The organism is Prevotella koreensis (assembly GCF_003977605.1).
Classification (GTDB): domain Bacteria; phylum Bacteroidota; class Bacteroidia; order Bacteroidales; family Bacteroidaceae; genus Prevotella; species Prevotella koreensis.
In genome coordinates, this window is record NZ_RYYU01000001.1 from 1,050,039 (window position 1) to 1,075,261 (window position 25,223).

Genomic DNA, 25,223 nt, shown 5'->3' on the forward strand with positions numbered 1-25,223 from the left:
TGCCTCGTGGCAGGTGGCGGATTTTCTGCAGTTTGCGCCGTATGTCCTTAATAATCAAGCCCAATTGCGTTAAACTGCCGACTTTATGCAAATATTACAGCAATTTTGTGTAACTTTGCGCCCGAACTACGAGTACATCGTTCCGAACAATAAAAAGCAACATATACTTATGAAGAAATTTTTGATTTTTCTATTCTGCATGGTTGCCGTGGCTACATACGGGCAGAAGAAATTCCATGTTTATGGCGTGGGATTTTACAACCAAGAGAACCTTTTTGACACATGCCATGACGAGGGAAAAAACGATTACGAATATCTGCCGACAGGGGCAAACCGCTGGGGTGAGATGAAATACAAGAACAAACTGCGCAACATGGCACGCGCACTCGCAGACATGGGTACAGAAATGTTGCCCAATATCGGCTGCGCAATAATCGGTCTGTGCGAAGTGGAGAATTCGAAGGTTCTCGACGACCTTGTGGCTCAAGAGCCGCTACGCGCACGAGGATATAAATACGTTCATCTCGAAGGACCGGATGTCAGAGGTGTAGATTGCGCAATGCTCTACAACCCTGCGATATTCGAGGTACGCGACTATAAACTTGTACCATACGTTCAGGAACTGGAAAAAGACAGCGCATACCACACGCGTGGTTTCCTCACCGTAAGCGGAACGCTTGCCGATGAGCACGTGACAGTAATCGTATGCCACTGGCCAAGCCGATTCAGCACATCTTTCTACCGCGAGTCGGCAGGACGACAGGTGCGCGCATTAAAGGACTCGCTGCAGCGCGAAGACCCGGATGTAAAGATTATGGTAATGGGAGATATGAACGATGACCCTATGGATAAGAGTATGCGTATAGCACTCGGAGCAAAGGCAGAAATGTCGGAAGTGGGACCGGACGACATGTATAACCCTTGGTATAACACCCTTGCAAAGAAAGGACAGGGCACACTGAGTTATCAAGGCTCATGGAATCTGTTCGACCAAATAGTACTCACACCTAACCTTATTGCCGGAACGCAGAACAAAGACTACTCGAAGTTAACGTTCATGAAGCACAACATACAGTTGCGCGACTATCTGATGCAGGACGAGGGAAAATACAAGAGAACACCAAAGCGCACACACGGAGGCGGAGTTTGGCTCAATGGATACAGCGACCACCTGCCCGTGGCAATCTTTCTCGTGAAAGAGAAATAAACCGCAATGCACATCGAAAGACACCCATTGCAACCATTCATTCCCGAAGGGGCGCGGTTGTTGATGCTCGGTAGTTTTCCGCCGGCACGTCATCGCTGGTCAATGGATTTTTTCTACCCGAATTTTCAAAACGACATGTGGCGCATCTTCGGGCATTTGTTCTTCGCCGACAAATTGCACTTCGTGGACGTTGATGCAAAGACTTTCCGCCGCGAGGAGATTATATCACTGCTGACCGAGAAAGGAATTGCACTCTACGACACAGCAATAGAGGTGAACAGAACGCGCAACACGGCTTCAGACAAAGACCTCGAAGTGGTGACACCGACCGACCTTGACGGCCTTATCGGTCGTATGCCGATGTTGGAAACGGTGGTGACAACAGGACAAAAGGCGACCGAACTGTTCGCAAACCATTTCCAAATACCCCAACCGAAAGTGGGCGAAAGCGTACAATTCACTACAGGAGGGCGCATAATCCGACTATGGAGAATGCCAAGCAGTTCGCGTGCCTACCCAATGAAGGTGGAGAAAAAGGCTGAGGAATACTCGAAAGTGCTGTCATCACTAAACGGATAAAGAACAGTGGTGCAAACTACATATTACCCGCAAAACATCAATCACTAATTGTCAACAACAAAGTTATGACCATAATAGGAATTGCCGGGGGCACCGGCTCGGGAAAAACCACAGTGGTGAAGAAACTGGCTGCTGCACTGCCACCGCACTATGTGGCCGTGGTGCCGCTCGATTCTTACTACAACGACACCACGGGAATGACCGATGAGGAGCGACGCGCCATAAACTTCGACCACCCCGACGCTTTCGATTGGAAACTACTGATAAAGCAAATAAACGAACTGCGCAGCGGTAACGCCATAGAACAGCCCACCTACTCGTACATCATCAGCAACCGACTGGAAGAGACGGTGCATGTAGAGCCGAAACCTGTAATAATAATAGAGGGAATCATGACGCTCATCAACCGTAAACTTCGGGATATGATGGACTTGAAAATTTATGTGGACACCGATGACGACGAACGCCTGATACGCAATATCCAACGCGATGTGATGGAGCGCGGGCGCACCGTGGAGATGGTGATAGACCGCTATCTGAAAGTGCTCAAGCCAATGCACGAGCAGTTCATAGAGCCTACAAAGAAGTATGCCGACATAATAATACCGCAGGGAGGGGAAAACCTGAAAGGCATAGGAATACTATGCAAATACATCGAGGGCATAGTTCCGCAAGGCCATGAGCCACAGATAAAAGACTGACAGACATCCTATCATAAACCAATTTCGCCCATTTTGCAAATCAATTTGGGCGAAATTGCAATGCAATTTGGGCGATTTTGTTTTCCAATTTCGCCCAAATTACTTTTTTATCCTATATCATAGCCCACTTAACTGATTTTGCTCGATTGTTGAGCAGATGTGTTGACGTTTCATTGAAAGCATTATGCCAGTTCGGGATAAGTTTAGCATGAAAAGAGTTCCAACTGCCTTGATTTTTCCACATATACAGGCAGTGCCTACGGCTTATTCTCAAAAAACAATATGCCGTAAGGGCAGAACACAAGTTCATGATAAAGTTATGTATGGAGCGATGTCGTGAATATACAAGGTTTGCTTTGTTCTTGAGCAGTTCGTTAATGTACTCGAATATGTACCTTTTTCTCAGCATGATCTTGTCCCACATAGGCATAAGTTTATTCTTCATTTTAGCCTTGAGCCCAAGAACGAATTGGATACCTTGATTGAACAGACTCTCGAATAGTTCCTGATTGACATATCCCCTGTCGGCAAAGATCTTCCCATACAAAACCTTTGCAAACATCGTCCATATCCTGCTATCCCAACATTTGCTCCTGTAAGACAGAATGTTATCACTTCGCCGGAATCATTGCAGAGCAGATGCAGTTTGAATCCATGACACCATCCCATAGCGCCCTTACCGTTCTTGGCAAGACAGGAAAAGACCTTGTTGAAATACCGTCTTACATTGTGACATACCGGAATCATCGTACTGTCAACGAACGTTATACCTGTACATTTGCCGAAGGCATAGAGTTTCATGAGCAACATCATCTTAAAGAACACACGGGGCATGAGTTCTACAAAACGATTGTTGGATACGGCTGTGAGAAAATCACGCTTCAGATAACCTTTGATATAGTGAATATAATAATCATTGAAAGTCCGGTGTGTGCTGAAATGATAGCATATCATAATGGTCATTATTTCACTTTCTGACATTTGACCTTTGCGGTTATGATAACATCTGCCGGTAGCATCAAACGATGGTAAAAAAGATTTTTAGAAAGTTCGGCATTAAAATTCTTGTTAAATTCGCCGATAATACAGAAAATTTGTAGAGTTTCCTTGAACGAAGTGAAAAACTTTGTCCTCAGTAATCATAGTTTAGTTGTTTTGTAAGTCATTTATTCTCAACCATAAAGTTACAAAAGACTAACGAGATTACCAACTTTTACAAGGATTTTTTTAGCCAAACTGGCGTAATCTTATGATAATTTTTTATAACTTTGCAGCAATTATTAACCTAAAAATACTACTCTATGGACTTCAAAGACTCTATTAAACAACTTGCCGAAAAAATCGGGCAACTTAAAGATGGTATTCTTACCGAAGAAGCAACCAAAAACGCATTCATAATGCCGTTCATCAATGCCCTGGGATATGATGTGTTCAACCCTTTAGAGGTCATTCCTGAAATGGATTGCGACCTGGTCAAGAAAAAAGGAGAAAAAATAGACTATGCCATCATGAAAGACGGTGCGCCTATTATTCTTATTGAGTGCAAGCACTGGCAACAAGACCTGTCATTACACGACACGCAATTAAAAAAATATTTTGTCGCTTCTAAAGCGAAATTTGGTCTACTTACCAATGGCATAAAGTACTTGTTCTACACTGACCTCGAAGACCAAAATATCATGGACGAGAAGCCTTTCCTTGAATTAGACATCACAGACGTGAAAGACTATCAATTCGAGGAGTTAAAGAAATTCCATAAGTCATATTTCGATATTGACAACATTCTTAATTCGGCCAGTGAACTAAAATATTCAACTGAGTTGAAAAAAATTTTTGCAGAAGAAGTTGTAGAACCTTCTCCCGAAATAGTTAAGTATTTCGCTAAACAAGTCTATGACGGAGTAATAACGGCAAAAGTACAAGAGCAATTCTCCACCTTGGTAAAAAGAGCAATCAGTAGTTACATCAACGAGTTGATATCAAACCGCTTGAAGACTGCACTGAATAATGAAGAACAACGAGACAGCATTTCTACGACAAACCAAACTTTAGAGGAGCAGCCCGCATCTGTTGCGGAAGAACCTGCTGAAGGAAAAATTGTCACAACACAGGAAGAACTTGATGGCTTTAACATTGTCAAAGCCGTAGTGCGCAAGTCTGTTGACGTGTCAAGAGTTGTTTACCGAGATGCTTTATCGTACTTTTCAATACTGCTTGATGATAATAATCGCAAACCCATATGCCGATTGTATTTCAATGGAAAGTCAAAAAAATACATCTCGACATTCGATCAAGACAAAAAAGAAACAAAACATGAAATCACAGACCTCAATGATATCTTTAATTTTGAAACTGAATTATGCGAGGTAATAAAAGCCTATAATGAAAAAATATGAAAAATAAATGATAAATAAAATAATCCCCGAAACGTCAAATGTTTCGGGGATTATTCATATCTTTGCCATCGGTTAGAAAATCGTGAAGCATCACGCCGCAGGGCATCGGTTATTGCTCGGCTACATTGCATGGGCTTTTTTAATGTCCACATAATAAGATTTTGGCGGTTGCCATTCCGTAAATTGTATAAGTCCTTCGGGTGAAGTCACGATTTTTATCCAGCGAGATGTGCAGTCGCTTTTCTGTATCACTGTCCCGGCAGTTCCGGAGAATGGTTAAAAAATCGTGTATTATGGCAACAACAATCAACGCCAACCAAGCCTCCGGGCGCTCGCTCCCCATAAAAGATTGGGCAAGCGAAAAAACAATCAATACATAATGAATATATAAATAATAATCACATTTCGTTCATAAACAGTTAAAGTTTGACAAATATTTCTCCATAATGATACAATGTTCCGGATATATAGTTATATTTGCAAAAAGAATTATTCAAAGATGTATCTGTTTTTATTTTCAAAAGGAGGTGCTTTTATGTGTTTTATTGAAAGCATATTAACTTTTATATCCGATGGTATTTCAACTCTGAAAGATACTATCCATGGTCGTTATGGATTGCAGACAGAAGAGGCCTGCAAAATGCGAGAAGACATTTTTTCTAATCAGTCAAGCCCTGATGATGATAAAAAGAAACTTCAAAATGACAGGCTTGCAGTGGGAGGTGATTTTCGTAGGGCATTCACCAAAATAACAACAAAATATGGGCAAGAAGCAAATAAGCAATAAAGAAACGAAAGTTGCAACACAAGGAGGTATAGGACAGCAATACGAACAAACAGTAACTGTTGATGATAATACCCTCCCTTCCCCACAAGAGTTAGCAGAGTACAAAACCATAGACCCAAGAATCGTTGACTACCTTCTTGATGCTGCAAAAGAAGAACAACGACACAGACATAAAATAGAAGAAGATAAAGTTAAGACCGTTAAAAACGCAGAACGTAGAACCACAAGAATGAATTGGTGGGGGATGTTTTTTGCATTCTTGGCTTTAGTAGCCCTTATAGTTCTTTCAGCGTTTGCATTATACTTAAATCATCCTTGGTTTGCGGGGATATTCAGTTTTGCAACAGCAGTTTCAATACTCTCTATATTTGTAGATGGAGGAAAGAAGAAAAAATAATAATGCGTTTTTCATAGTTCATGCACAACATGCGTAACCCTAATTTTATAGATAAATATGAATAATCCCCTAAACATTTGCACGTTTCGGGGATTATTCATATCTTTGCCATCGCTAAACTTCGAGAAATATTTCTCAAATAAGGGTGAGAGTAACATCAAGCCCCGAACTTATTTAGTCGTTCCTTAATAAATCCTACTCCTTTACTCATTTTCTTTTGCAAACGCATATTCCTGTGAAAAGTTGCTTCCTTTCAACTTTTCACAAATTATTTTTTGAGCCACATAAGAACTCTCATTGCTCTTTTGAAGTTGTATGCCGCCGCAGCCAACATTATATTTATAGCATCTCCTTTCACACCTTTGTAAAAGTTACGCCAGTTCGGGATAAGTTTAGCATGAAAAGAGTTCCAACTGCCTTGATTTTTCCACATATACAGGCAGTGCCTCCGGCTTATTCTCAAAAAAGCAATATGCCGTAAGGGCAGAACATACGTTCATGATAAAGTTATGTATGGAGCGATGTCGTGAATGTACAAGGTTGGCTTTGTTCTTTAGAAGTTCATTAATGCACTCGATGATATATCTTTTTCTTAGCATGGTCTTGTCCCATATAGGCATAAGTTTATTGGGTTTTTATTCCGAACTGGCGTACATTATAAATAAACCAAACAAGACAATCGGTGTTTTTCGGCATACTAATTATAGAGGTGAAATTATTACGCAAATTCGGAATAAAGAAATAAGAAAACGATGCAACAAAACGTTGCCCAACAAGTCATTTACAAATAATTTACGTCCCATTCACGTCAATTTACGTTCAAAAAACTTAATACAAATGAACGTGAATTAAACATAAATGGGACGTAAATAGTTTTTAGACAAAAATGTTTTTACAGGTTGTTGTCCGTTCATAATTTTCTGTTTTTCGGCTCTTTTTATCTGTTGCACGTTAATCTTTTCTATCTCAGAAAGTTCTGCTACAGCCGCATCATTGTTGTCACGAGGCGAGTACCACGGACATGCAGAGAAATATTCTTGCATATCGGGAGTTGAGAAGCGGTAGCCGTGGCGAGCATAAATCTCGTTGCGCATGAGTCGCAGTTCGTTATTAGTGAAGTTGCCAAGCCAGTCGATATAAAGCATTTCATTGGAAGCGAAGTCGAAACGCGAGGTCTTGCCGGCAGTACCTTTCATCTGATTTGGCAGGACATGGTATAGTTTCACTTTGTATTCCGTTGGCTCAAAGTCTCCGGAATCGTCCCGTCTTTTCTTCATCCTGGTAAGGGTCAGACCATCGTCATCATGCTCAATTTCATATATAGTGCCATCACTCAACTTGATTAGTCTATCCGGCATATCATACATCTCCATTATCTTGTATGCGCTACCACCCTTATTCAGTCCGTAAACATCTTGTCCTTTTGCACTGAAAGTGACCAAGTCACCTTTAGAGTCTATGTATTCTCCCGCTAACAAAATCTTCTGAACGATTCTTTTCTCAAGAGCGTAAAGCCCGGTACTTTTTTCCGAAAATGGTTTTCCTTTCTCTTCGTGGAACACAGTGACAAGTTCCTTTCCTGAATAGAACAACAAATAACGTTTATCTGAAATCGTCTTCAGTTCCACCTTAACATTCTTTGCTTCATACAAGAGATATTGACCGTACTGATACATTTGAGAACCTTTCGGCTCACCATTATCAGTTTCCACAAGAATATATTTCCCATCCTTGCCTTGCAGGCCGAACAACACGCCACCTTCATGTAGAGTGCCACCAGACCCGACATAGAAATCTTTTTTATTGCTATGGGGATTAAGAACGAAAAATGTCATTCCGTCTGTCCAATAACTATCATCTTGGTTTGAAAAATCCTGAGCCACACATGACAACTGCATCAACACAAGTAAAAAAACGATTATCTTTTTCATATACATTTTATTATTAAAGATGAATTTCTTGATAGTTTCTAAATATCTATAATCATGCACGAAGTTTACTTCATGACTGTTAGGTTAAAACCATTACCATTCCATACATATCTACATCGTTGTATTTCAGAAGGTTCAAATTCATCTTCGTTAGAGATATGTATTTCAATATTCTTACCCTTGCGTGGCAGGTCGAATATTAATGCCCAATCCTTCAAGAGGTCATCATCATCATCATCTTCTTCATCAATGCCCTTAGCAACCTTATCACTTACGTGACGGGCTTCTCTGATTTTTTCGGGGCTTGCATTCTTTAGGTTCATAAAATCGATGGGCATCACCTTTCTGTCATACGGAGCCGGAATTTCATGCATCATCCTGGTCGCATTGTTATACCTGAAAAATGTCATTATGCTTTTCATTCCTGCACAACGAGTCACAATCCAGTTTATGGCAAAGATTTTCTCCTGTTTGTTATCGCAGTTCCAATAGCACATCTCAATCTTGATTAAAGAGCCACATTCAAAACCGTCCAACAGCTCCCACGAGACATATCCGCTATTCACATCTTTCACTAACTTTATTTTTCTATATTCACCCTCCTTATAGACTCGTGAGCCTTTTTTTATATCCTTCACAAAGTCTTTGATCATTTCATCATCAGGATTAGCAAGCGAGTAACTATTCATAAAATCAAGTATTGTAGGATGATCTCCTTTGAAAGAAACTTTAATGGTCGAAGATTCCGTTTGTGCGATAGAAACCTGCACGCCCAACATCAAAGCGATAAAAACAATCGAATAATTAAATATTTTTTTCATAACAAGTTTTTTTAGGTTTAATTTTATAACTCTGTGTATTCCGCAAAGACGAAAAACCCTTTTGGAAAAGACACATATAAGTGTTCTGATTATTATGCACGAAAATTAATTAACGCGCGTGAGAGTGAAGCCGTTGCCATTCCATACATATCGCAATCGTTGTCTTTCTGATGGTCTTAACTGGTTAGCATCTGCAATTCTTATTTCGATATCCTTCCCAATACGCGGAAGTGTGAATATAGGTGCCCAAGCATTGGCATCCTCGTTCCTTACGTTGCGCGCATAATTGATACGTTCGGGGCGTGTCTTTTGTGGGTTGGCAAAATCTACAGGTTTCACCTTTCTATCGAAAGGAGCAGGTATCTTCTTCATTACTCCGTTGGCCTTGTCATAACGATAGAACGTTATGGAAGATTCGTCAAAACCACCATTTTCGAGAGATATAACGTTGACGGCAAATATTTTCTCTTTTTTGTTCGCACAGTTCCAGTAGCACATCTCTATTTTGCTAACAGAACCATCTTCTCCACTCTCCACCTCTCGCGACACATAGGCATTCTTCACATCGCTAACAATCTTTGTGCCCACATAGTTTCTCGTTCCTTCTTTTACGTCATTAGCAAAATCAGAGAACAATTCGTTGTTGGAATGAGCGCGCGAGTAACTCATCACAAAATCAATTATTGTAGGACTGTTTCCTTTGAAAGAAACTTTCACTGTCAATGGCTGAGCCTCTGCGACCTCTACACTCAACGCCAAAGTGATGAGAAGAAGCAAGTAATAAATTGGTTTTTTCATAATCAGTCTTTTTAGGTTTATTGTTAATGTTTTGTATCTGCTGCAAAGATAATAATAATTTTTTAATAAGAAATAAATATTCAAAAAAGATAGGAATAATTTTGAAATGAGGTCAATATTTTGTACCTTTGCGCAACATTTGGCTCCGTAGCTTAGTTGAATAGAGCGTCGGATTCCGGTTCCGAAGGTCCTGGGTTTGAATCCCAGCGGGGTCACTTGGATTGAGATAAAAAAACTTAAATATTATAATCTGTAAACTTTAAACCCATACTATAACAATGAATATACAGGAACGCTTCATCAACTACACCAAGTTCGACACACAGTCGAGCGAGGAAAGCGAGAGTGTGCCCAGCACATCGAAACAACTTATTTTTGCGAAATATCTGAAAGAGGAACTCGAAAGAGAAGGCCTTGAAGACGTGGAAATGGATGAGATGGGATATATCTATGCCACTCTTCCGGCCAACACGAAAGACGATATTCCAACAATAGGATTCATAAGTCACTATGATACAAGTCCCGACTGCAGCGGTGCGAACGTAAAACCGAGCATCGTGAGCAACTATGACGGTACTGACATTGAACTGTCGCCGGGCATTGTGAGCAGTCCGAAGAAATTCCCCGAACTGCTGAACCACATCGGTGAAGACCTCATCGTTACCGACGGAACAACACTTCTGGGTGCTGACGATAAGGCCGGTATAGCCGAGATAATGCAGGCGATGTGCTATCTGCGCGACAATAAAGAGATAAAGCACGGCAAGATTCGCGTTGCATTTAATCCCGATGAGGAAATAGGAAAGGGTGCACACAATTTCAACGTAGAAAAGTTCGGTTGCGAATGGGCCTATACCATTGACGGAGGAGACCTCGGAGACCTTGAGTTTGAGAATTTCAATGCCGCATCAGGCAAAGTAAGCATTAAGGGAGTGAGCGTTCATCCCGGATATGCAAAGGGCAAGATGATTAATGCCAATCGTTTGGCAACTGAGTTCGCAAACATGTTACCGGCAGGCGAAACACCCGAGGAGACCGAGGGTTACGAGGGATTCTATCATCTGTTAGGAATAGAGTCGGGAACAGAATGTGCGAAGATGAACTACATCATACGCGACCATGACCGCGGCCGCTTTGAAGACCGTAAAGTATTCTTCAAGCGTTGCGCCGACAAGATGAACGAGAAATACGGCGAAGGAACGGTTACAGCCGTTGTCAGCGACCAGTATTACAATATGAAAGAGAAAATAAGCCCTAACATGCACGTTATCGACATCGTACTAAAAGCGATGCAGGAGTGCGATGTGCCACCAAAAGTGGAGCCTATCAGAGGTGGAACCGATGGTGCACAACTGTCGTTCAAGGGTCTGCCCTGCCCCAACATCTTTGCCGGCGGTGTAAACTTCCACGGCCCTTATGAGTTCGTCAGCATTCAGGTGATGGAAAAGGCGATGCAGGTAATTGTGAAGATTTGCGAAATAACGTCTTCATACAACAAATAAAAAACACTCAAGGAATGAGGAAAAGACAAGTGGGTGTTAACAATTAAAGAAAACAAAAGATACCATATCTACACTTAATTGCGAACACCCACTTTTATCATTCACTACATTTCAATTATATATAACTAATAATAAGAAAAGAATTTGTCTGAAATCCCAGGATTAATAAAAGACCTTGCGCTGATACTTATTGTAGCAGGCGCGGTAACATTATTGTTCAAGAAACTAAAACAACCGCTGGTGTTGGGTTATATAGTGGCAGGTTTTGTAGTGTCGCCACACATGCCCTACACAATGTCTGTTGTAGATCAAACCGACATAAAGACATGGGCAGACATCGGAGTTATGTTCTTACTCTTCTCGCTCGGTCTAGATTTCTCTTTCAAGAAAATTATTAAGATGGGCATGCAACCCATCATTGCCACCATAACCATTTTGTTCTCCATGATAATGCTGGGCATAACGGTCGGCAAGATAATGGGTTGGGATAAGATGGATTGCATCTTTCTCGGCGGCATGCTTGCAATGAGTTCCACCACTATTATCTATAAGGCATTCACCGACTTAGGCCTACGACAGCAACGTTTTGCCGGTATTGTGATGAGTGTACTGATACTTGAAGACATACTCGCGATAGTGATGATGGTGATGCTCAGTGCCATTGCCTCCGGAAACAATCCTGATGGAGGTGAGATGCTCGGTTCGGTGTTTAAGATTGGCTTCTTCCTCATACTATGGTTTGTGGTTGGAATCTTTGTTGTCCCTCTGTTCCTGAGATATACCAGACGACTAATGAATAACGAGACGCTTCTCATTGTTGCTCTCGGATTGTGCTGCGCTATGGCCGTATTGAGCACAAAAGTAGGTTTTTCAAGTGCATTCGGAGCTTTCGTGATGGGTAACATCCTTGCCGAAACAATCGAGGCAGAGAAGATAATAAAACTTGTTGAACCGGTGAAGAACCTGTTCGGAGCAATATTTTTCGTGTCGGTGGGAATGCTTGTCGACCCGAATATACTCGTCGATTACGCACTCCCTATAATGCTGTTGGTGTTTACGATAATCTTTGGGCAGGCAACGTTCGGTACGTTTGGATACCTCATCAGCGGTCAGTCACTGAAATCTGCAATGCAGTGCGGTTTCTCTATGGCACAGATAGGTGAGTTCTCATTCATTATCGCATCTCTCGGACTTGCACTTGGTGTCATTGGCGAGTTTCTGTATCCTGTGGTAGTAGCGGTCAGTGTGATAACCACTTTCCTCACACCATACATGGTGCGAGCCTCCGTTCCGGCTTACAACAAAGTGGAAAAACGACTCCCCAAGAAATGGATACGCAGTCTCAACCACACCACTACCGGCATACCATCGTCAGGAGAGAAGAACCTTTGGCGGTCGCTGCTCAGCGCAATGTTGCGCACAATGATAATATATGGAATATTGTCAACAGCAGCGATAGCGGTGATGTTCACTTTCGTACTTCCTCTTGCACGGCAAATACTACCCAGCTGGGATCTCCATTGGTATGCAAATGCCATAACAGGGGCACTCACAATACTGCTTATATCACCCTTCTTGAGATCTATCGTGATGAAGAAGAACAATAGCGAAGAGATGAAGCAACTGTGGAGTGCGAGCCGACTGAACCGTTTCCCACTAATATTCACAATACTTGTGCGTACGGCCTTTGCGGCATCGTTCATATTCTATATCATCAATTACCTGTCGCGATTTGCCAATGCACTCATTATAACTATTGCCATTGTCATAGTGATACTTATTGCACTCTCACGCCGACTAAAACGTCGAAGCATAAAACTGGAACGAATGTTCATTCAGAACTTGCGTTCGCGAGACATCGAAGCGCAGGTGAAAGGGCAACGCAAACCGCTATACGAAGGTCGTTTGCTCGACCGCGATATTCACATCGGCGACTTCGAGATTCCCGAAGGGTCGTTATGGGCCGGCAAAACACTTCAAGACTTGCAACTCCGTAACCGATTCGGAGTTCACGTTAGCAGTATTCTCCGTGGCAAGCAGCGCATCAATATTCCCTCAGGAAGCACCATTGTCTATCCGTCTGACAACCTTCAAGCTATCGGTAGCGACGAGCAACTGAAGGCTTTGGGACACGCCATTGAAGAAGATATGTTCAGAGGAGACCCGGAAATAGAAAAGCGAGAGATGAAACTGCGACAGATTGTGATAAAAGGAACAAGTCAATTCGCAGGGAAGACACTCATGGAAAGCGGTATTCGCGACACCTTCAACTGTATGGTTGTAGGCTTGGAGCGCGGAGAAGAAAACCTATGGCAACCCACTCCTGACTATATTTTCAAGAAAGGAGACATTATATGGATTGTAGGTGAAGAAGATTCCCTCAACCAAATGATGAACTGAAGAAACAATAAAATAACGGTAGATAAGACACTGTTTTGTCCTCCTTTTTGTTTTTTGCAGCGAAACATTGATTTTTTTCGGTGAAAAATTAGGTTTTTAGAAAAAAAACGCTACTTTTGCAATTATAAATTTATATACAAATACATTAAAGTTTTTATAACACTCAAATCAACAACTATGAAGAAAAGAATCCAATTCAGTCTCGTTTATCGTGACATGTGGCAAAGTTCCGGTAAGTTCCAGCCACGCAAGGATCAGTTGGAAAGAATAGCACCGGCCATAATTGACATGGGAGTATTCGACCGTGTAGAAACCAACGGTGGTGCTTTTGAGCAAGTGAACCTTTTGGCGGGCGAGAACCCTAATGAAGCCGTGCGGGCTTTCTGTAAGCCTTTCAACGAGGTAGGCATAAAGACACACATGCTCGATCGTGGCCTCAACGCACTGCGAATGTACCCCGTGCCCGATGATGTACGCGAGTTGCAGTATAAAGTCAAGCACGCACAGGGAGTGGATATACCACGTATATTCTGCGGCTTGAACGACACCCGAAATATCATTCCGTCTATAAAGTGGGCAAAAGCAGCAGGCATGACACCGCAGGCTACACTTTGTATCACAACCAGTCCGGTGCATACGGTAGAATATTATTCTAACATTGCCGATGAGGTAATCGCTGCCGGAGCAGAAGAAATCTGTCTCAAGGACATGGCCGGAATAGGACAGCCGGCAATGCTCGGTGCGCTCACAAAGTCAATAAAGACAAAGCACCCGGACGTAATAATACAATATCACGGTCACTCCGGCCCGGGTCTCTCTATGGCAAGTATTCTCGAAGTTTGTAACAATGGTGGTGATGTTATCGACACAGCCATTGAACCGCTGTCATGGGGTAAGGTTCATCCGGACATCATCTCTGTTCAGTCTATGCTGAAGAACGAAGGATTCGAGGTGAAAGAGATAAACATGAACGCCTATATGCAGGCACGTTCACTGACACAGGAATTCATCGATGATTGGCTCGGCTACTTCATAAACCCCGGAAACAAGCACATGTCTTCACTGCTTCTCGGTTGTGGACTTCCCGGCGGTATGATGGGTTCGATGATGGCAGACCTCGCAGGTATGCACCGCACCATCAACTCAATACGCGCTAAGAAAGGATTGCCGGAATATTCTACAGACGAACTGCTCGTGAAACTGTTCGATGAGGTGGCATACGTATGGCCACGCGTTGGTTACCCACCACTCGTTACACCATTCTCGCAGTACACCAAGAACATCGCCCTCATGAACCTGCTCACCATAGAGCAAGGCAAGGGTCGTTTCGTAATGATGGACGAGTCTATGTGGGGAATGATTCTTGGCAAGTCAGGAAGAATCCCTGGAGAGATTGCACCGGAACTCAAAGAACTGGCAGAAAAGCAAGGACGCGAGTTTACGACAGCCGACCCGCACACTCTCATCCCGAATGCACTCGACGATTTCCGCAAGGAGATGGACGAAAACGGCTGGGACTATGGCAAGGACGACGAGGAACTCTACGAACTTGCAATGCACCCGGAACAGTATCGCGACTTCAAGAGCGGCATAGCAAAGAAGCGCATGCTCGAAGATTTGCAGAAAGCAAAGGACGCGAAACTCGGTTCTTCACTCTCACCGGAGGAATTGGCAGCATTCAAACACGCAAAGGCAGACGCTCTTGTGGCTCCTGTGAAAGGTCAGATATTCTACGAGTTCAATGGCGACGGCGAGTGCGCACCATGCGTGGAGCCATTCATCGGACAACACTACGAAGAGGGACAGCCGTTCTGCTACATACAGACACCTTGGGGAGAGATAGAAACAATCCCTGCTGCTCTTGGCGGAAAACTTGTTGAAATTGCTGCAAAACAAGGAGCAAAAGTAAGCAAGGGTCAGACTCTCGCATACATCGAGCGTGACCACGAATAAGAAAGAATCAACCCTTACTCCATAACAAGGAGAAAGAAAACAAGAAAACTGCTCTCAAACATATTATTGAGAGCAGTTTTTTTATTCATAAAACAATAGCAATACGTCGATTCCATAGACGATAGAATTATAAATATAAGAATAAAAACACCCCCTAACATCATTATTAACAAATAATGACTACCTTTGCAAACATGGACTATCAGATGATAATAGACAAATACTACAAAGAAAACAACGCACTGCGAGATATTCTTCTCACACACAGCCGCGCGGTGGCCGACAAAGCATTGAAAATTGCCTATGCCCATTCGGAACTCAATATTGACAAACAGTTCGTGGAAGAGGCTGCAATGCTTCACGATATTGGCGTTTTCCGTTGCGATGCACCCGGCATAGAATGTCACGGGACGGAACCTTATATCTGCCACGGATACATCGGTGCAATGTTACTGAGAGAAGAGGGGTTTCCACAACATGCACGTGTATGCGAACGACACACAGGAGCGGGACTTACGCTCGACGAAATAGTGTCGCGTAATCTCCCACTACCCCATCGCTCGTTCCTACCAGAAACAACAGAGGAAATATTGATATGCTATGCCGACAAGTTCTTTTCAAAGACACATCCCGACCGCGAAAAGACAATAGAACAGGCCGAACGTTCACTTATGAAATTCGGAGAAGAAGGTTTGCAGCGTTTCAGAGAATGGCATAAACTGTTCAGCCCCTTAAAAATCGCGGCAAAGGATAGCGTATAATAAAAAAATAAGTTGTAACTTTGCACACAAATTGGCTCTGATGAGAAGGAACACGTTGATTTTTATGTTGCTCGGTGCTTTCATATTCATGATGGCAGGTACCAACGTGAACATGCTCAAGGGCGTACAGATAAATACAGAGAATGACTCCACCGAAACAGACACAACAAACGCCGACTCTCTACGGCTCGCTATAATGCAGCACAACAAAGTCATCGATGACTCCATTCGCCTTGACAGTATCAACCGAAGCAAGTCGAGTGGCATAGATGCTCCTGTTACATATTCCGCAAAGGATTCTCTCGTGTATTATGACGCAACGCGCACGGCTCATCTTTACGGCTCTGCAAAGGTGAAGTATGAGAACATGGACTTGGCAAGTGAGCGCGTCTATATAAACATGGACAGCAACATTATACATGCCAACGGAGTGGCAGATACGCTGGGAAATCTGAATGGCAAACCTGTGTTCAAGATGGGTTCCGACGAATATGAAAGTGACGATATGGCGTTCAATTTCAAGACGCGAAAGGGTTTTGTCAACAATGTGTTTTCTGAACAGGAAGATGGTTTCTTGAGAAGCGAACGCTCGAAACATGACTCCACCGGAGTGCTTTATCTCGAACACGGAAGATATACTACCTGCAACGAGGAACATCCGGATTTCTACATAGCCCTGTCAAGAGCAAAAGTGCGCCCGGGAAAAGATGTTGTCTTCGGCCCTGCATATCTTGTGGTATGCGATGTTCCACTGCCCCTTGCCATCCCCTACGGCTTCTTCCCATTCACGAAAAAATATTCCAGCGGATTCATAATGCCATCTTACGGCGATGAGAACGCGCGCGGTTTCTATCTGCGCGATGGTGGTTACTATTTTGCCATCAGCGACAAAATGGATTTGAAACTGCTCGGCGAGATTTACACCAAAGGTTCATGGGGAGTCAGTGCGGCATCAAACTACTACAAACGATACAAATATAGCGGCTCGATATTAGTTAGTTACCAAGACACGAAGAACGGAGACAAGGGCATGCCCGACTTCGTTGAGCAAGAGAGTTTCAAGATACAATGGAATCACAGGCAGGACAGTAAGGCCAATCCATTCAGCACATTGTCGGCAAGTGTGAATTTCGCCACCTCGAGTTACGAACGTAACAACCTCAACTCAATGTATAACCCGCAGAGCATGACACAGAGCACGCGAACCTCTTCGGTAAGTTGGAACACCACGTTCTCAAGCATAGGAATGTCGCTGAGCAGCACAATGAACCTCAACCAGAATATGCGCGACTCCACAATAGAACTTACACTGCCCGACCTTAACGTCTCAATCTCGCGCTTCTACCCATTCAAACGCAAGCACGCGGCGGGTAAGGAAAGATGGTATGAGAAGATTTCAATGAGTTATACCGGACAGATACGCAACTCTATTTCAACCAAAGAAAACCGTCTGCTACACTCCAACCTCATGCGGGATTGGCGCAACGGAATAAGTCATCGCATACCAATACAAGCGAGTTTCACGCTTTTCGATCATATCAATATCAACCCTTCGTTCAACTTCACCGACCGTATGTACACCAATAAGGTGATGCGTTCGTGGGACATAGCTAACCAAAGGGAGGTGACCGACACCATAAACGGTTTCAATAACCTGTATAACTGGAATTTCAGTGTCAGCGCATCAACGAAACTATACGGTATGTATATCCCTTCGAGAAAAATCTTCGGAAACAAGATTGAGGCCGTACGCCACGTGCTGACTCCAACCGTAAGTTTCAACTATTCGCCCGATTTCAGTACAGAACGTTACGGTTATTATAAAACATATCAGAAGACAGATGCCGGCGGAAACGTATCGCTTGTGGAGTACACACCATACCAAAACGGTTTGTTCGGAGTGCCCGGCAAAGGAAAAACAGGAAGCATCGCCGTGACACTTGGCAACAATGTCGAAATGAAAGTGCGTTCTGACAACGACTCTACGGGTTTCAAGAAAATAAGCATCATAGACGACCTAAGCCTCAACATGTCGTACAACATGGCCGCAAAAGAGAAACCTTGGAGCGATCTCGGAATGAATGTACGACTGAAATGGTGGAAAAACTACACGTTCAACGTAAATGCACGCTTTGCAACCTACGCCTACGAACTTGATGCCAACGGCAATCCTTACGTTGGCAATCACACCGAATGGGGTTACGGCAGGTTCGGTCGTTTCCAAGGTATGTCGCAGAATTTCTCGTTTACTCTGACTCCGGAGAAAATAAAGAAATGGTTCGGCGGAGGAAATGATGAGGAAGAGGAACCACAGGAAAACGATGAGGGTACAGACACCAACATCGAGAGCAACATTGACGATGACATGGAACGCGGCAAGACCGGTGCAAGTAGGAAAAAGGCGGGCAAGGCTGCGACAGACGACGATGGTTACATGGCATTCTCTATGCCGTGGTCGCTCACCATAGGCTATGGCATCACGATGAGCGAAAATAAGGCAGGCAGGTTCAATACCAAGACCATGCGTTACCCATACAAATTCACACAGACGCTGAACCTTAGCGGAAACGTGCGCATCAGCGACGGTTGGAACATAAGTTTCTCAAGCGGATACGACTTCGAGAATCACAAGATAAGCATGACAACGGCATCGCTATCACGCGACCTGCACTGTTTCAACATGTCGTGCTCAGTGGTACTCGCCCCATACGCCAGTTATAACTTCACGTTCAGGTGTAACGCCGCAACGCTCGCCGATGCGTTGAAGTACGACAAACGTTCGGGCTACTCCAATGCCGTGCAATGGTATTAACAGAAAGAACACATTCAACGAACTTAAAAAGAATAATCCTAAACTACCAATAAAAATATAATAATATGGAAACATTAACCAGCGACAGCATAGTCATCATTCCTACTTACAACGAGAAGGAGAATATAGAAAAGATTATCAGGGCGGTTTTCGGCCTCGAAAAAGTGTTCCATATCCTTGTCATAGATGACGGTTCGCCCGACGGAACGGCAGGCATAGTCCATTCAATGATTGACAAAGAGTTCTCTGACAGGCTCTTCATTCTCGAACGCTCAGGCAAACTCGGATTGGGAACAGCCTATATCATGGGATTCAAATGGGCACTCGAGCACGGCTACGACTACATTTTCGAAATGGATGCCGACTTCAGTCACGACCCGAAAGACCTGCCACGCCTATACAGTGCATGTGCCGACGAGGGCTACGACCTCGCCATCGGCTCACGCTATGTCAGCGGTGTGAATGTTGTTAACTGGCCCATCGGTCGCGTACTGATGAGTTATTTCGCGTCAAAATATGTGCGCATCGTCACCGGTTTCAGTGTACACGATACCACCGCCGGCTTCAAGTGCTACAAGCGTCGCGTGCTTGAGACTATCGAACTCGACAAGATACGGTTCAAGGGTTACGGCTTCCAGATAGAAATGAAGTACACCGCCCACAAAATCGGATTCCGCATCAAAGAGGTTCCGGTAATCTTCGTGAACCGCAGAGAGGGTGTTTCAAAGATGAGCGGGGGCATCTTCGGCGAGGCCTTCTTCGGTGTTATGAGGCTGAGACTTGACGGTTGGACAAGAAAATACCCACCAATGCCAAAGAATTGAAACATAGGAGGACAACGATATGCTACACATATTATACTGCATATATCAGATTTTCGTTTTCATACCTCTGTTGATTATCTCCACAATCGTCACTGCTCTCATTGTTAGCATTGGAACGATGATTGGCAATGCCGAATTTTGGGGCTACTATCCGGGCAAGTGGTGGGGAAGGTTTGTCCTATGGACACTGTTGATTCCTGTAAAAGTGGAGGGACGCGAAAACCTTAAAAAAGGTCAGAGTTATGTCTTCGTATCTAATCATCAAGGCTCGTTCGACATATTCCTCATCTTTGGTCATCTGTGCCGTAAGTTCAAATGGATGATGAAGCAACAGTTGAAGAAAATACCATTCGTGGGCTATGCCTGCGAAAAGAGCAACCAGATTTTCGTTGACAAACGCGGACCGAGCAAGATAAAGCAGACCTACGACAAGGCTCGCGACATATTGCGCCACGGCACAAGCGTGGTGGTATTTCCGGAGGGAGCACGCACGTTCACCGGTCACATGGGCAAATTCCGACGCGGCGCATTCATGCTTGCCGACGAGTTGGGACTCCCCGTGGTTCCGATTACCATAAACGGTTCGTTCGACATCATGCCACGCACCAAGTCCCGGTCCTTCGTTCACTGGCATCGCATGTCACTAACAATCCACAAACCGATAGAACCGATAGGTCGCGGAGCCGACAATACCAACAACTCAATGGAAAAGAGTTACTCCGCAATAATGTCCGCACTCGTGCCGGAATATCAAGGATACGTAGAAAATCCCGACCAATAAATACAACTCGGTAATGAGAAACACTCCAAAGAAATGCTTATCATTACCGAGTTTATTTTTTTATTCAGACCAATATGGGCGAAATTACTAAGCAAATTGGCCGATTTTGCAAACCAATTTCGCCCAAATTGATTTTCAATTTCGCCCAAATTGCGCCCCATCAGACGTGCTCTGTATCATTCGCCGACACCGTTTTCTTGCACTGTTTCTTCCAAGCAAGCGGAGTAATGCCAACCATTCTTTTGAACACTCTGTAAAAAGAACTTTCGCTTGAAAAACCGGATTGCTCCCAAATTTCCGACAACGTAAGTGTATCACCGAAATCTTTAATGAGAATTTGTGCATGACTTAAGCGGTACATGTTGATGAAATCGGAAAAGGAAAGATTCAACTCGTTGTTGATGTAATTTGAAATATACGAACGGTTGACACCAAGATGGGAAACGAAGTCAGACAGCGACAAGTCATGTTGTTTGAAGATTTCCTGATTTTCCATCAGTTCAAAGATTTGGACTTTTAACAATTCCTTTGTGTCCTCTGCCAATTTCACCTTATTATTCTGCTTCCTCTTCCTTTCTATCTCATCCGCTTCACGGAGTTCACGATAGAAGTCGGCAGCGGTAAATCTCTGCTTGTAACCGACAAATCCCACGGAGAAAAGCAATATACTGAACAGAACGGAAGGAATGCAAATCATCCACCATTCCTTTATAAAAAACTCACGGCCGAGGAAATTGGCCGTCACTGACACACAGGCATATACTAACAACGTTATCAGCAACACCCTTACAGGCCACAATGTCTTATTCTCCGTGTCGGCATAGAAATTACGGATACTATCGTCAAAGCGTTTCAGTTTCTTATAACCGAAATAACACACCGGAATGATTTGCACCACATAAAGCAATTTCATCACATACACCCTGTATATCTGTGCATTGACCACCCATGACAAATCATGGCCGTGCGACTCGTGTGTATAAAACTCATGCACGACAAAACAGCAACGCGTTTCTTCATCCATTAGAAGATAGAGCACCATTGCCACCAAAGCCACTATCAGCGATGGCAGCAAAACCCAAAAACGACGCAACGTACACGGCTTTTCATCCGTAAGATTTGAAATGTAAAGATAGTAAAGAGGATAGCCGGACAAAGTACAAAATGAATAGACAGCCTCAACGTGCGCAAACAAAGAGTATTTATGGTTGAAATAAATGGCATGGGCAATGTATAGGAGTACGCACAGAAAGAAAAACAATACGAGTAATCTTTGTGCAGAATCGGCTTTTCTGTATCTTGCAGCAAAAGCAACAAACCAACCCAAACTTACCGACAATGGCAATACTGAGAAAAAGATATTAATCATGAGTCAAGTTCTTCTTAAGGTATTTTTGCAATCTATTGCAAAGATAATCATTTTTTTGAAAAGCCTGCTAAAATGTAATTAAAAAAATATCTGCCGTAAAATATTTTCTTTTTAACATAATAAAAAGAATAGTAAACGTACGATTATTTATCATTGCCAATGTCCTTACAAAAGACTTAAAAACGCTTATAAAACAAGCATTTTTTACGATTTGAGAGTCGAAATTTACGATTTAAGAGTAATGATGCACGTAACACGTCTTCTTAATCTTTTTTAACACTAAAAACTTGACTTGCTTTTTGTTTTTTTACAACTTTGTGATAACAAACACAGTTTTGAATAATAAACTATATTTTATTTTACTTTAATTTATTAACATTAAAAAACAGTACTTATGAAAAAGTTAGTAGTTATTTTAGCAATGGTCGTTTTGGGTGTAACCCAAGGTCATGCACAGTTTTATGCGGGTGGTTCTTTTGGTTTTACCAGTAGTAAATTATCTTTTGGAAAAGGCACAGACGGACAAAGTGGCTCTTCATTCAAAATCCTTCCGGAGGTTGGTTATCAGTATAGTGAGAACCTCGCTTTCGGTGTAAGCACAGGCTACATCAAAGGTTATGCCGCTTTCGGCTCTATCGATGTGACCGATTTCAAGGCTTTTGCAAATGCCATAATAAGCACGGCATCAGATATAGGTGCGGACGATGACAAGTTGAACATCAAGTGCTTTCGCTTTGCCCCTTATGCTCGTTATACCGTTTACAGGAACGGAGGTTTTGAAGTGTTCGTTGACGGAGTTATTGGCCTGAACGCAATAACCGGCGGCCAGAATATTAAGAGCACGGGTGGGACAGAAATAAGCAACGAAGACTATGACGTAACGGCTCTGGAATTCGGTGTAAAACCCGGTTTTGCATTCAGTGTAAGCAAAAACGTAAAACTTCTTGCGAAAGTCGGTTCGTTCGGATACCAGCACCTGTCTGTAAAAGACCACGATATTTCTCTCTCTCGTTTCGGTCTTGATGTAGATGGCAACAACATGCTTTTGGGTGCGGTAGTTTATTTCTAAACCCTTTACCCCATAAACAAAGAAAGGTCTGTTTCTTCCCTAAAGGAAAGACTTGGGGAAGACAGATCTTTATTTTTCAATAAAGTTGGATACACCATATAGAATTTATCTATAATTATATATATATTTCAAACATATAAATATATACACGTCCTCATGAAAGCAAAAGTCCTCATCCTGTCAATACTCGCATTGTGCTCTACCCTATCTGCACATGCACAGTCGCTTTCTGCCTATCAGATAATAGAGAAAGCACACAAGAACCGTGACCTGCAATCATTCAGAAGCGAAGGCAGGATGACAATTTTGCGCCCCACTTGGAAAAGAGTTGTAGGTGTGAAGACTTGGGTCAAGACACGAGACATGACATTGGTGCTGATTACTGCTCCAGCAAAGGAAAAGGGACAGGCTTTTCTGAAAAGGGGGAATAACCTATGGAATTGGCAACCTTCAATCGGACGCACCATAAAGATTGCAGCATCGGCTTCCAACCAATCGTGGATGGGAGGTGATTTTACGACAGACGAAATACTGCGATATGTTTCTTTCATTGATGATTTCACACACAAACTATTGGGAAAAGAGACGTTTGATGGTGAGAATTGCTACAAAGTGCAACTCACACCCAAACCGAACAATGCCGTGGTATGGGGCAAAATAATATCATGGATAAGTGTGAAAGACTTTGTGGAAAGAAGAATAGAATATTATGATGAGAACGGAAAACTAATTAGAACTTGCAGGATGAGCAACGTGAAGACATTCAACGGACAGAATGTTCCGATGCTAATCGAAATCACGCCTGCCAACAAGAAAGGACACAAAACCATTCTTGAAATAACCGACCACACCCCTGTCGCATCCCTGCAAGAGAGTTTCTTTTCACTACAAAACATCAAACGACTGCATTAATGCTGAAACTGGCTTGGCTGAACATAAACAGAAACAGACACCGAACACTGATTACGATGATTTCGGTGTTCATCGCCGTGTTCTTCTGTATAATGCTTAATTCCGTCCATAAAGGAATATGGGACTCGTCAATCAACAGCATGCTGAAAATGACCGGTGGGCATGTGGAAATTCACAAAAAGGAATTTGTGCAAAGCAAGTCTATCGATGACATCATGACTGTGGAACAGAGCACCTTTGATTCTATTTCCGCCATACCACATGTGCAAGGAGTGTTGCCTTGTCTTGAGTCGTTTGTACTTATTTCTCACTCATCGGGAAGCACGAGCAAGGGTGTTGCATTGGTGGGCGTAGATCCGGAAGCAGAGAAACAACGTCTTGGATTAGTAACAAAAGTAATTGAAGGAAAAGGGCTTGCAGAAGCAAACGGTGGTATCCTGATTGGCAAGAATCTCAGCGAACAACTGAAAATTGGAGTGGGCGATAGTGTTATCATAATAGGCAAAGGCTATCATGGGACGAGCGCAGTAGGCATGCTCCCTATCTTGGGAATACAGGAAATACCTGTTGCCAATATAGACAAGACCACCGTTTTCACCACTTTGGAAACAGCACAGGAGTTGTTCGGAGCATACAAAGGATACAGCAGCATCTATATAATGGCAGACCAAACGGACAAGGTGGACGACATAAAACGCAATATTGGCAACATACTCCCGACTGACGAACATGACGTGAGCGACTGGAAAACCAGGCTCGGCGACCTTATGGAGTATTCCGACCTGACAGAAGCACTCGGATATGTGGTAAAGTTCTTCCTCTATCTGATTGTCGGTTCAAACATATTGGGAACTGTTATCATGCAGACAAACGAGAGAAGACAAGAGTTCACGATGATGATTGCTCTTGGAATTTCCCGGAAACGATTGTGCCTGTCGTTCTTCTACGAACTGATGATTATTGTCACAAGCGGTATTTTGGCTGCTTCGGTCATAGGTTTTGCCATTGCTTACTATTTCAACGGACATCCGATAACACTATTGGGGAAGAGTGCAGAGATATTGCTGAAATACGGTATCTGCCCCCAAATCACTTTGGCTATCAGCAAAGAACTCTTCATTAATCAAATACTCATAGTGCTTTGCATCTGCATGGCGATTATAATGTATCCCATATCAGTAATCAGGCATCTAAGAGTTGATATGTGCCAAAATAAACTTTAA

Annotated in this window: 20 protein-coding genes, 1 tRNA gene and 3 pseudogenes; 17 read left to right on the plus strand and 7 right to left on the minus strand. The window is 43.1% G+C overall.

Features of this window, described 5'->3' with window-relative positions; genetic code table 11:
* Window positions 1–169 precede the first annotated feature (169 nt).
* From EHV08_RS04580 to udk, 3 genes are all read left to right on the plus strand, one after another.
* On the plus strand, window positions 170–1,207 hold the full coding sequence (locus EHV08_RS04580; RefSeq protein ID WP_126678279.1) for an endonuclease/exonuclease/phosphatase family protein: 1,038 nt from the start codon (window positions 170–172) through the stop codon (window positions 1,205–1,207).
* 6 nt (window positions 1,208–1,213) lie between these two features.
* Entirely contained in the window at window positions 1,214–1,786 is a 573-nt protein-coding gene (locus tag EHV08_RS04585; RefSeq protein WP_126678280.1) for a uracil-DNA glycosylase family protein, read from the plus strand.
* A 65-nt stretch (window positions 1,787–1,851) separates the two neighbouring features.
* Window positions 1,852–2,487 (plus strand): uridine kinase, encoded by a 636-nt coding sequence (gene udk, locus EHV08_RS04590; RefSeq protein ID WP_126678281.1) that lies wholly within the window; start codon window positions 1,852–1,854, stop codon window positions 2,485–2,487.
* 257 nt (window positions 2,488–2,744) lie between these two features.
* Here the strand turns inward: udk and EHV08_RS04595 are convergent.
* A pseudogene (locus EHV08_RS04595) lies at window positions 2,745–3,623 on the minus strand (IS982 family transposase).
* Between the two features lie 165 nt (window positions 3,624–3,788).
* On the opposite strand from EHV08_RS04595, the gene EHV08_RS04600 reads away from it, so the two are divergent.
* From EHV08_RS04600 to EHV08_RS04610, 3 genes are all read left to right on the plus strand, one after another.
* A complete protein-coding gene (locus tag EHV08_RS04600; protein ID WP_126678282.1) occupies window positions 3,789–4,883 on the plus strand; it encodes a type I restriction endonuclease in 1,095 nt (364 codons plus the stop codon).
* A 499-nt stretch (window positions 4,884–5,382) separates the two neighbouring features.
* Window positions 5,383–5,670 carry a hypothetical protein gene (locus EHV08_RS04605; RefSeq protein WP_126678283.1) on the plus strand — a complete coding sequence of 96 codons (288 nt, stop codon included), beginning with the start codon at window positions 5,383–5,385 and terminating at the stop codon, window positions 5,668–5,670.
* A complete protein-coding gene (locus EHV08_RS04610; protein ID WP_126678284.1) occupies window positions 5,645–6,067 on the plus strand; it encodes a DUF2335 domain-containing protein in 423 nt (140 codons plus the stop codon). Before EHV08_RS04605 ends, EHV08_RS04610 begins: the two co-directional genes overlap by 26 nt.
* Window positions 6,068–6,270: 203 nt before the next feature.
* On the opposite strand, the pseudogene EHV08_RS11885 reads toward EHV08_RS04610, so the two are convergent.
* The 5 genes and pseudogenes from EHV08_RS11885 to EHV08_RS04630 form a co-directional block, all read right to left on the minus strand.
* Window positions 6,271–6,443, minus strand: a pseudogene (locus tag EHV08_RS11885) (IS5/IS1182 family transposase); the annotation flags it as partial.
* A 16-nt stretch (window positions 6,444–6,459) separates the two neighbouring features.
* A pseudogene (locus EHV08_RS04615) lies at window positions 6,460–6,696 on the minus strand (transposase); the annotation flags it as partial.
* A gap of 219 nt (window positions 6,697–6,915) precedes the next feature.
* Window positions 6,916–7,998, minus strand: a complete 1,083-nt coding sequence (locus tag EHV08_RS04620; protein ID WP_158676046.1) for a YARHG domain-containing protein — start codon at window positions 7,996–7,998, stop codon at window positions 6,916–6,918.
* Window positions 7,999–8,063: 65 nt separating this feature from the next.
* Entirely contained in the window at window positions 8,064–8,819 is a 756-nt protein-coding gene (locus tag EHV08_RS04625) for a hypothetical protein (RefSeq protein ID WP_126678286.1), read from the minus strand.
* 105 nt (window positions 8,820–8,924) lie between these two features.
* Window positions 8,925–9,617, minus strand: a complete 693-nt coding sequence (locus EHV08_RS04630) for a hypothetical protein (RefSeq protein WP_126678287.1) — start codon at window positions 9,615–9,617, stop codon at window positions 8,925–8,927.
* A 141-nt stretch (window positions 9,618–9,758) separates the two neighbouring features.
* Here EHV08_RS04630 and EHV08_RS04635 point away from each other — a divergent pair.
* The 8 genes from EHV08_RS04635 (at window position 9,759) to EHV08_RS04670 (ending at window position 20,650) form a co-directional block, all read left to right on the plus strand.
* Window positions 9,759–9,832: transfer RNA gene (locus tag EHV08_RS04635), tRNA-Arg, on the plus strand.
* Between the two features lie 63 nt (window positions 9,833–9,895).
* A complete protein-coding gene (pepT, locus tag EHV08_RS04640) occupies window positions 9,896–11,119 on the plus strand; it encodes a peptidase T (protein WP_126678288.1) in 1,224 nt (407 codons plus the stop codon).
* A 144-nt stretch (window positions 11,120–11,263) separates the two neighbouring features.
* A complete protein-coding gene (locus EHV08_RS04645) occupies window positions 11,264–13,519 on the plus strand; it encodes a cation:proton antiporter (protein WP_126678289.1) in 2,256 nt (751 codons plus the stop codon).
* Between the two features lie 177 nt (window positions 13,520–13,696).
* Complete coding sequence (locus EHV08_RS04650) at window positions 13,697–15,472, plus strand: oxaloacetate decarboxylase (protein ID WP_126678290.1); 1,776 nt, start codon at window positions 13,697–13,699, stop codon at window positions 15,470–15,472.
* 194 nt (window positions 15,473–15,666) lie between these two features.
* Entirely contained in the window at window positions 15,667–16,233 is a 567-nt protein-coding gene (locus tag EHV08_RS04655) for an HDIG domain-containing metalloprotein (protein ID WP_126679415.1), read from the plus strand.
* A gap of 40 nt (window positions 16,234–16,273) precedes the next feature.
* Window positions 16,274–19,045: a putative LPS assembly protein LptD gene (locus EHV08_RS04660; protein ID WP_126678291.1), complete on the plus strand. Its 2,772-nt coding sequence runs from the start codon at window positions 16,274–16,276 to the stop codon at window positions 19,043–19,045.
* A gap of 65 nt (window positions 19,046–19,110) precedes the next feature.
* Window positions 19,111–19,869 carry a polyprenol monophosphomannose synthase gene (locus EHV08_RS04665; protein WP_126678292.1) on the plus strand — a complete coding sequence of 253 codons (759 nt, stop codon included), beginning with the start codon at window positions 19,111–19,113 and terminating at the stop codon, window positions 19,867–19,869.
* A gap of 19 nt (window positions 19,870–19,888) precedes the next feature.
* Complete coding sequence (locus tag EHV08_RS04670) at window positions 19,889–20,650, plus strand: lysophospholipid acyltransferase family protein (protein WP_126678293.1); 762 nt, start codon at window positions 19,889–19,891, stop codon at window positions 20,648–20,650.
* 160 nt (window positions 20,651–20,810) lie between these two features.
* Here the strand turns inward: EHV08_RS04670 and EHV08_RS04675 are convergent, their stop codons facing one another.
* The gene (locus tag EHV08_RS04675) at window positions 20,811–22,019 is read right to left on the minus strand and encodes a helix-turn-helix domain-containing protein (RefSeq protein WP_126678294.1); all 1,209 of its coding nucleotides are present in this window, start codon (window positions 22,017–22,019) and stop codon (window positions 20,811–20,813) included.
* A 394-nt stretch (window positions 22,020–22,413) separates the two neighbouring features.
* Here EHV08_RS04675 and EHV08_RS04680 point away from each other — a divergent pair, with 394 nt between their 5' ends.
* From EHV08_RS04680 to EHV08_RS04690, 3 genes are all read left to right on the plus strand, one after another.
* Window positions 22,414–23,088 (plus strand): outer membrane beta-barrel protein, encoded by a 675-nt coding sequence (locus EHV08_RS04680; RefSeq protein WP_126678295.1) that lies wholly within the window; start codon window positions 22,414–22,416, stop codon window positions 23,086–23,088.
* 156 nt (window positions 23,089–23,244) lie between these two features.
* On the plus strand, window positions 23,245–24,000 hold the full coding sequence (locus EHV08_RS04685; RefSeq protein ID WP_126678296.1) for an outer membrane lipoprotein-sorting protein: 756 nt from the start codon (window positions 23,245–23,247) through the stop codon (window positions 23,998–24,000).
* Window positions 24,000–25,223 (plus strand): ABC transporter permease, encoded by a 1,224-nt coding sequence (locus EHV08_RS04690; protein ID WP_126678297.1) that lies wholly within the window; start codon window positions 24,000–24,002, stop codon window positions 25,221–25,223. The genes EHV08_RS04685 and EHV08_RS04690 overlap by 1 nt, the downstream gene beginning before the upstream one ends.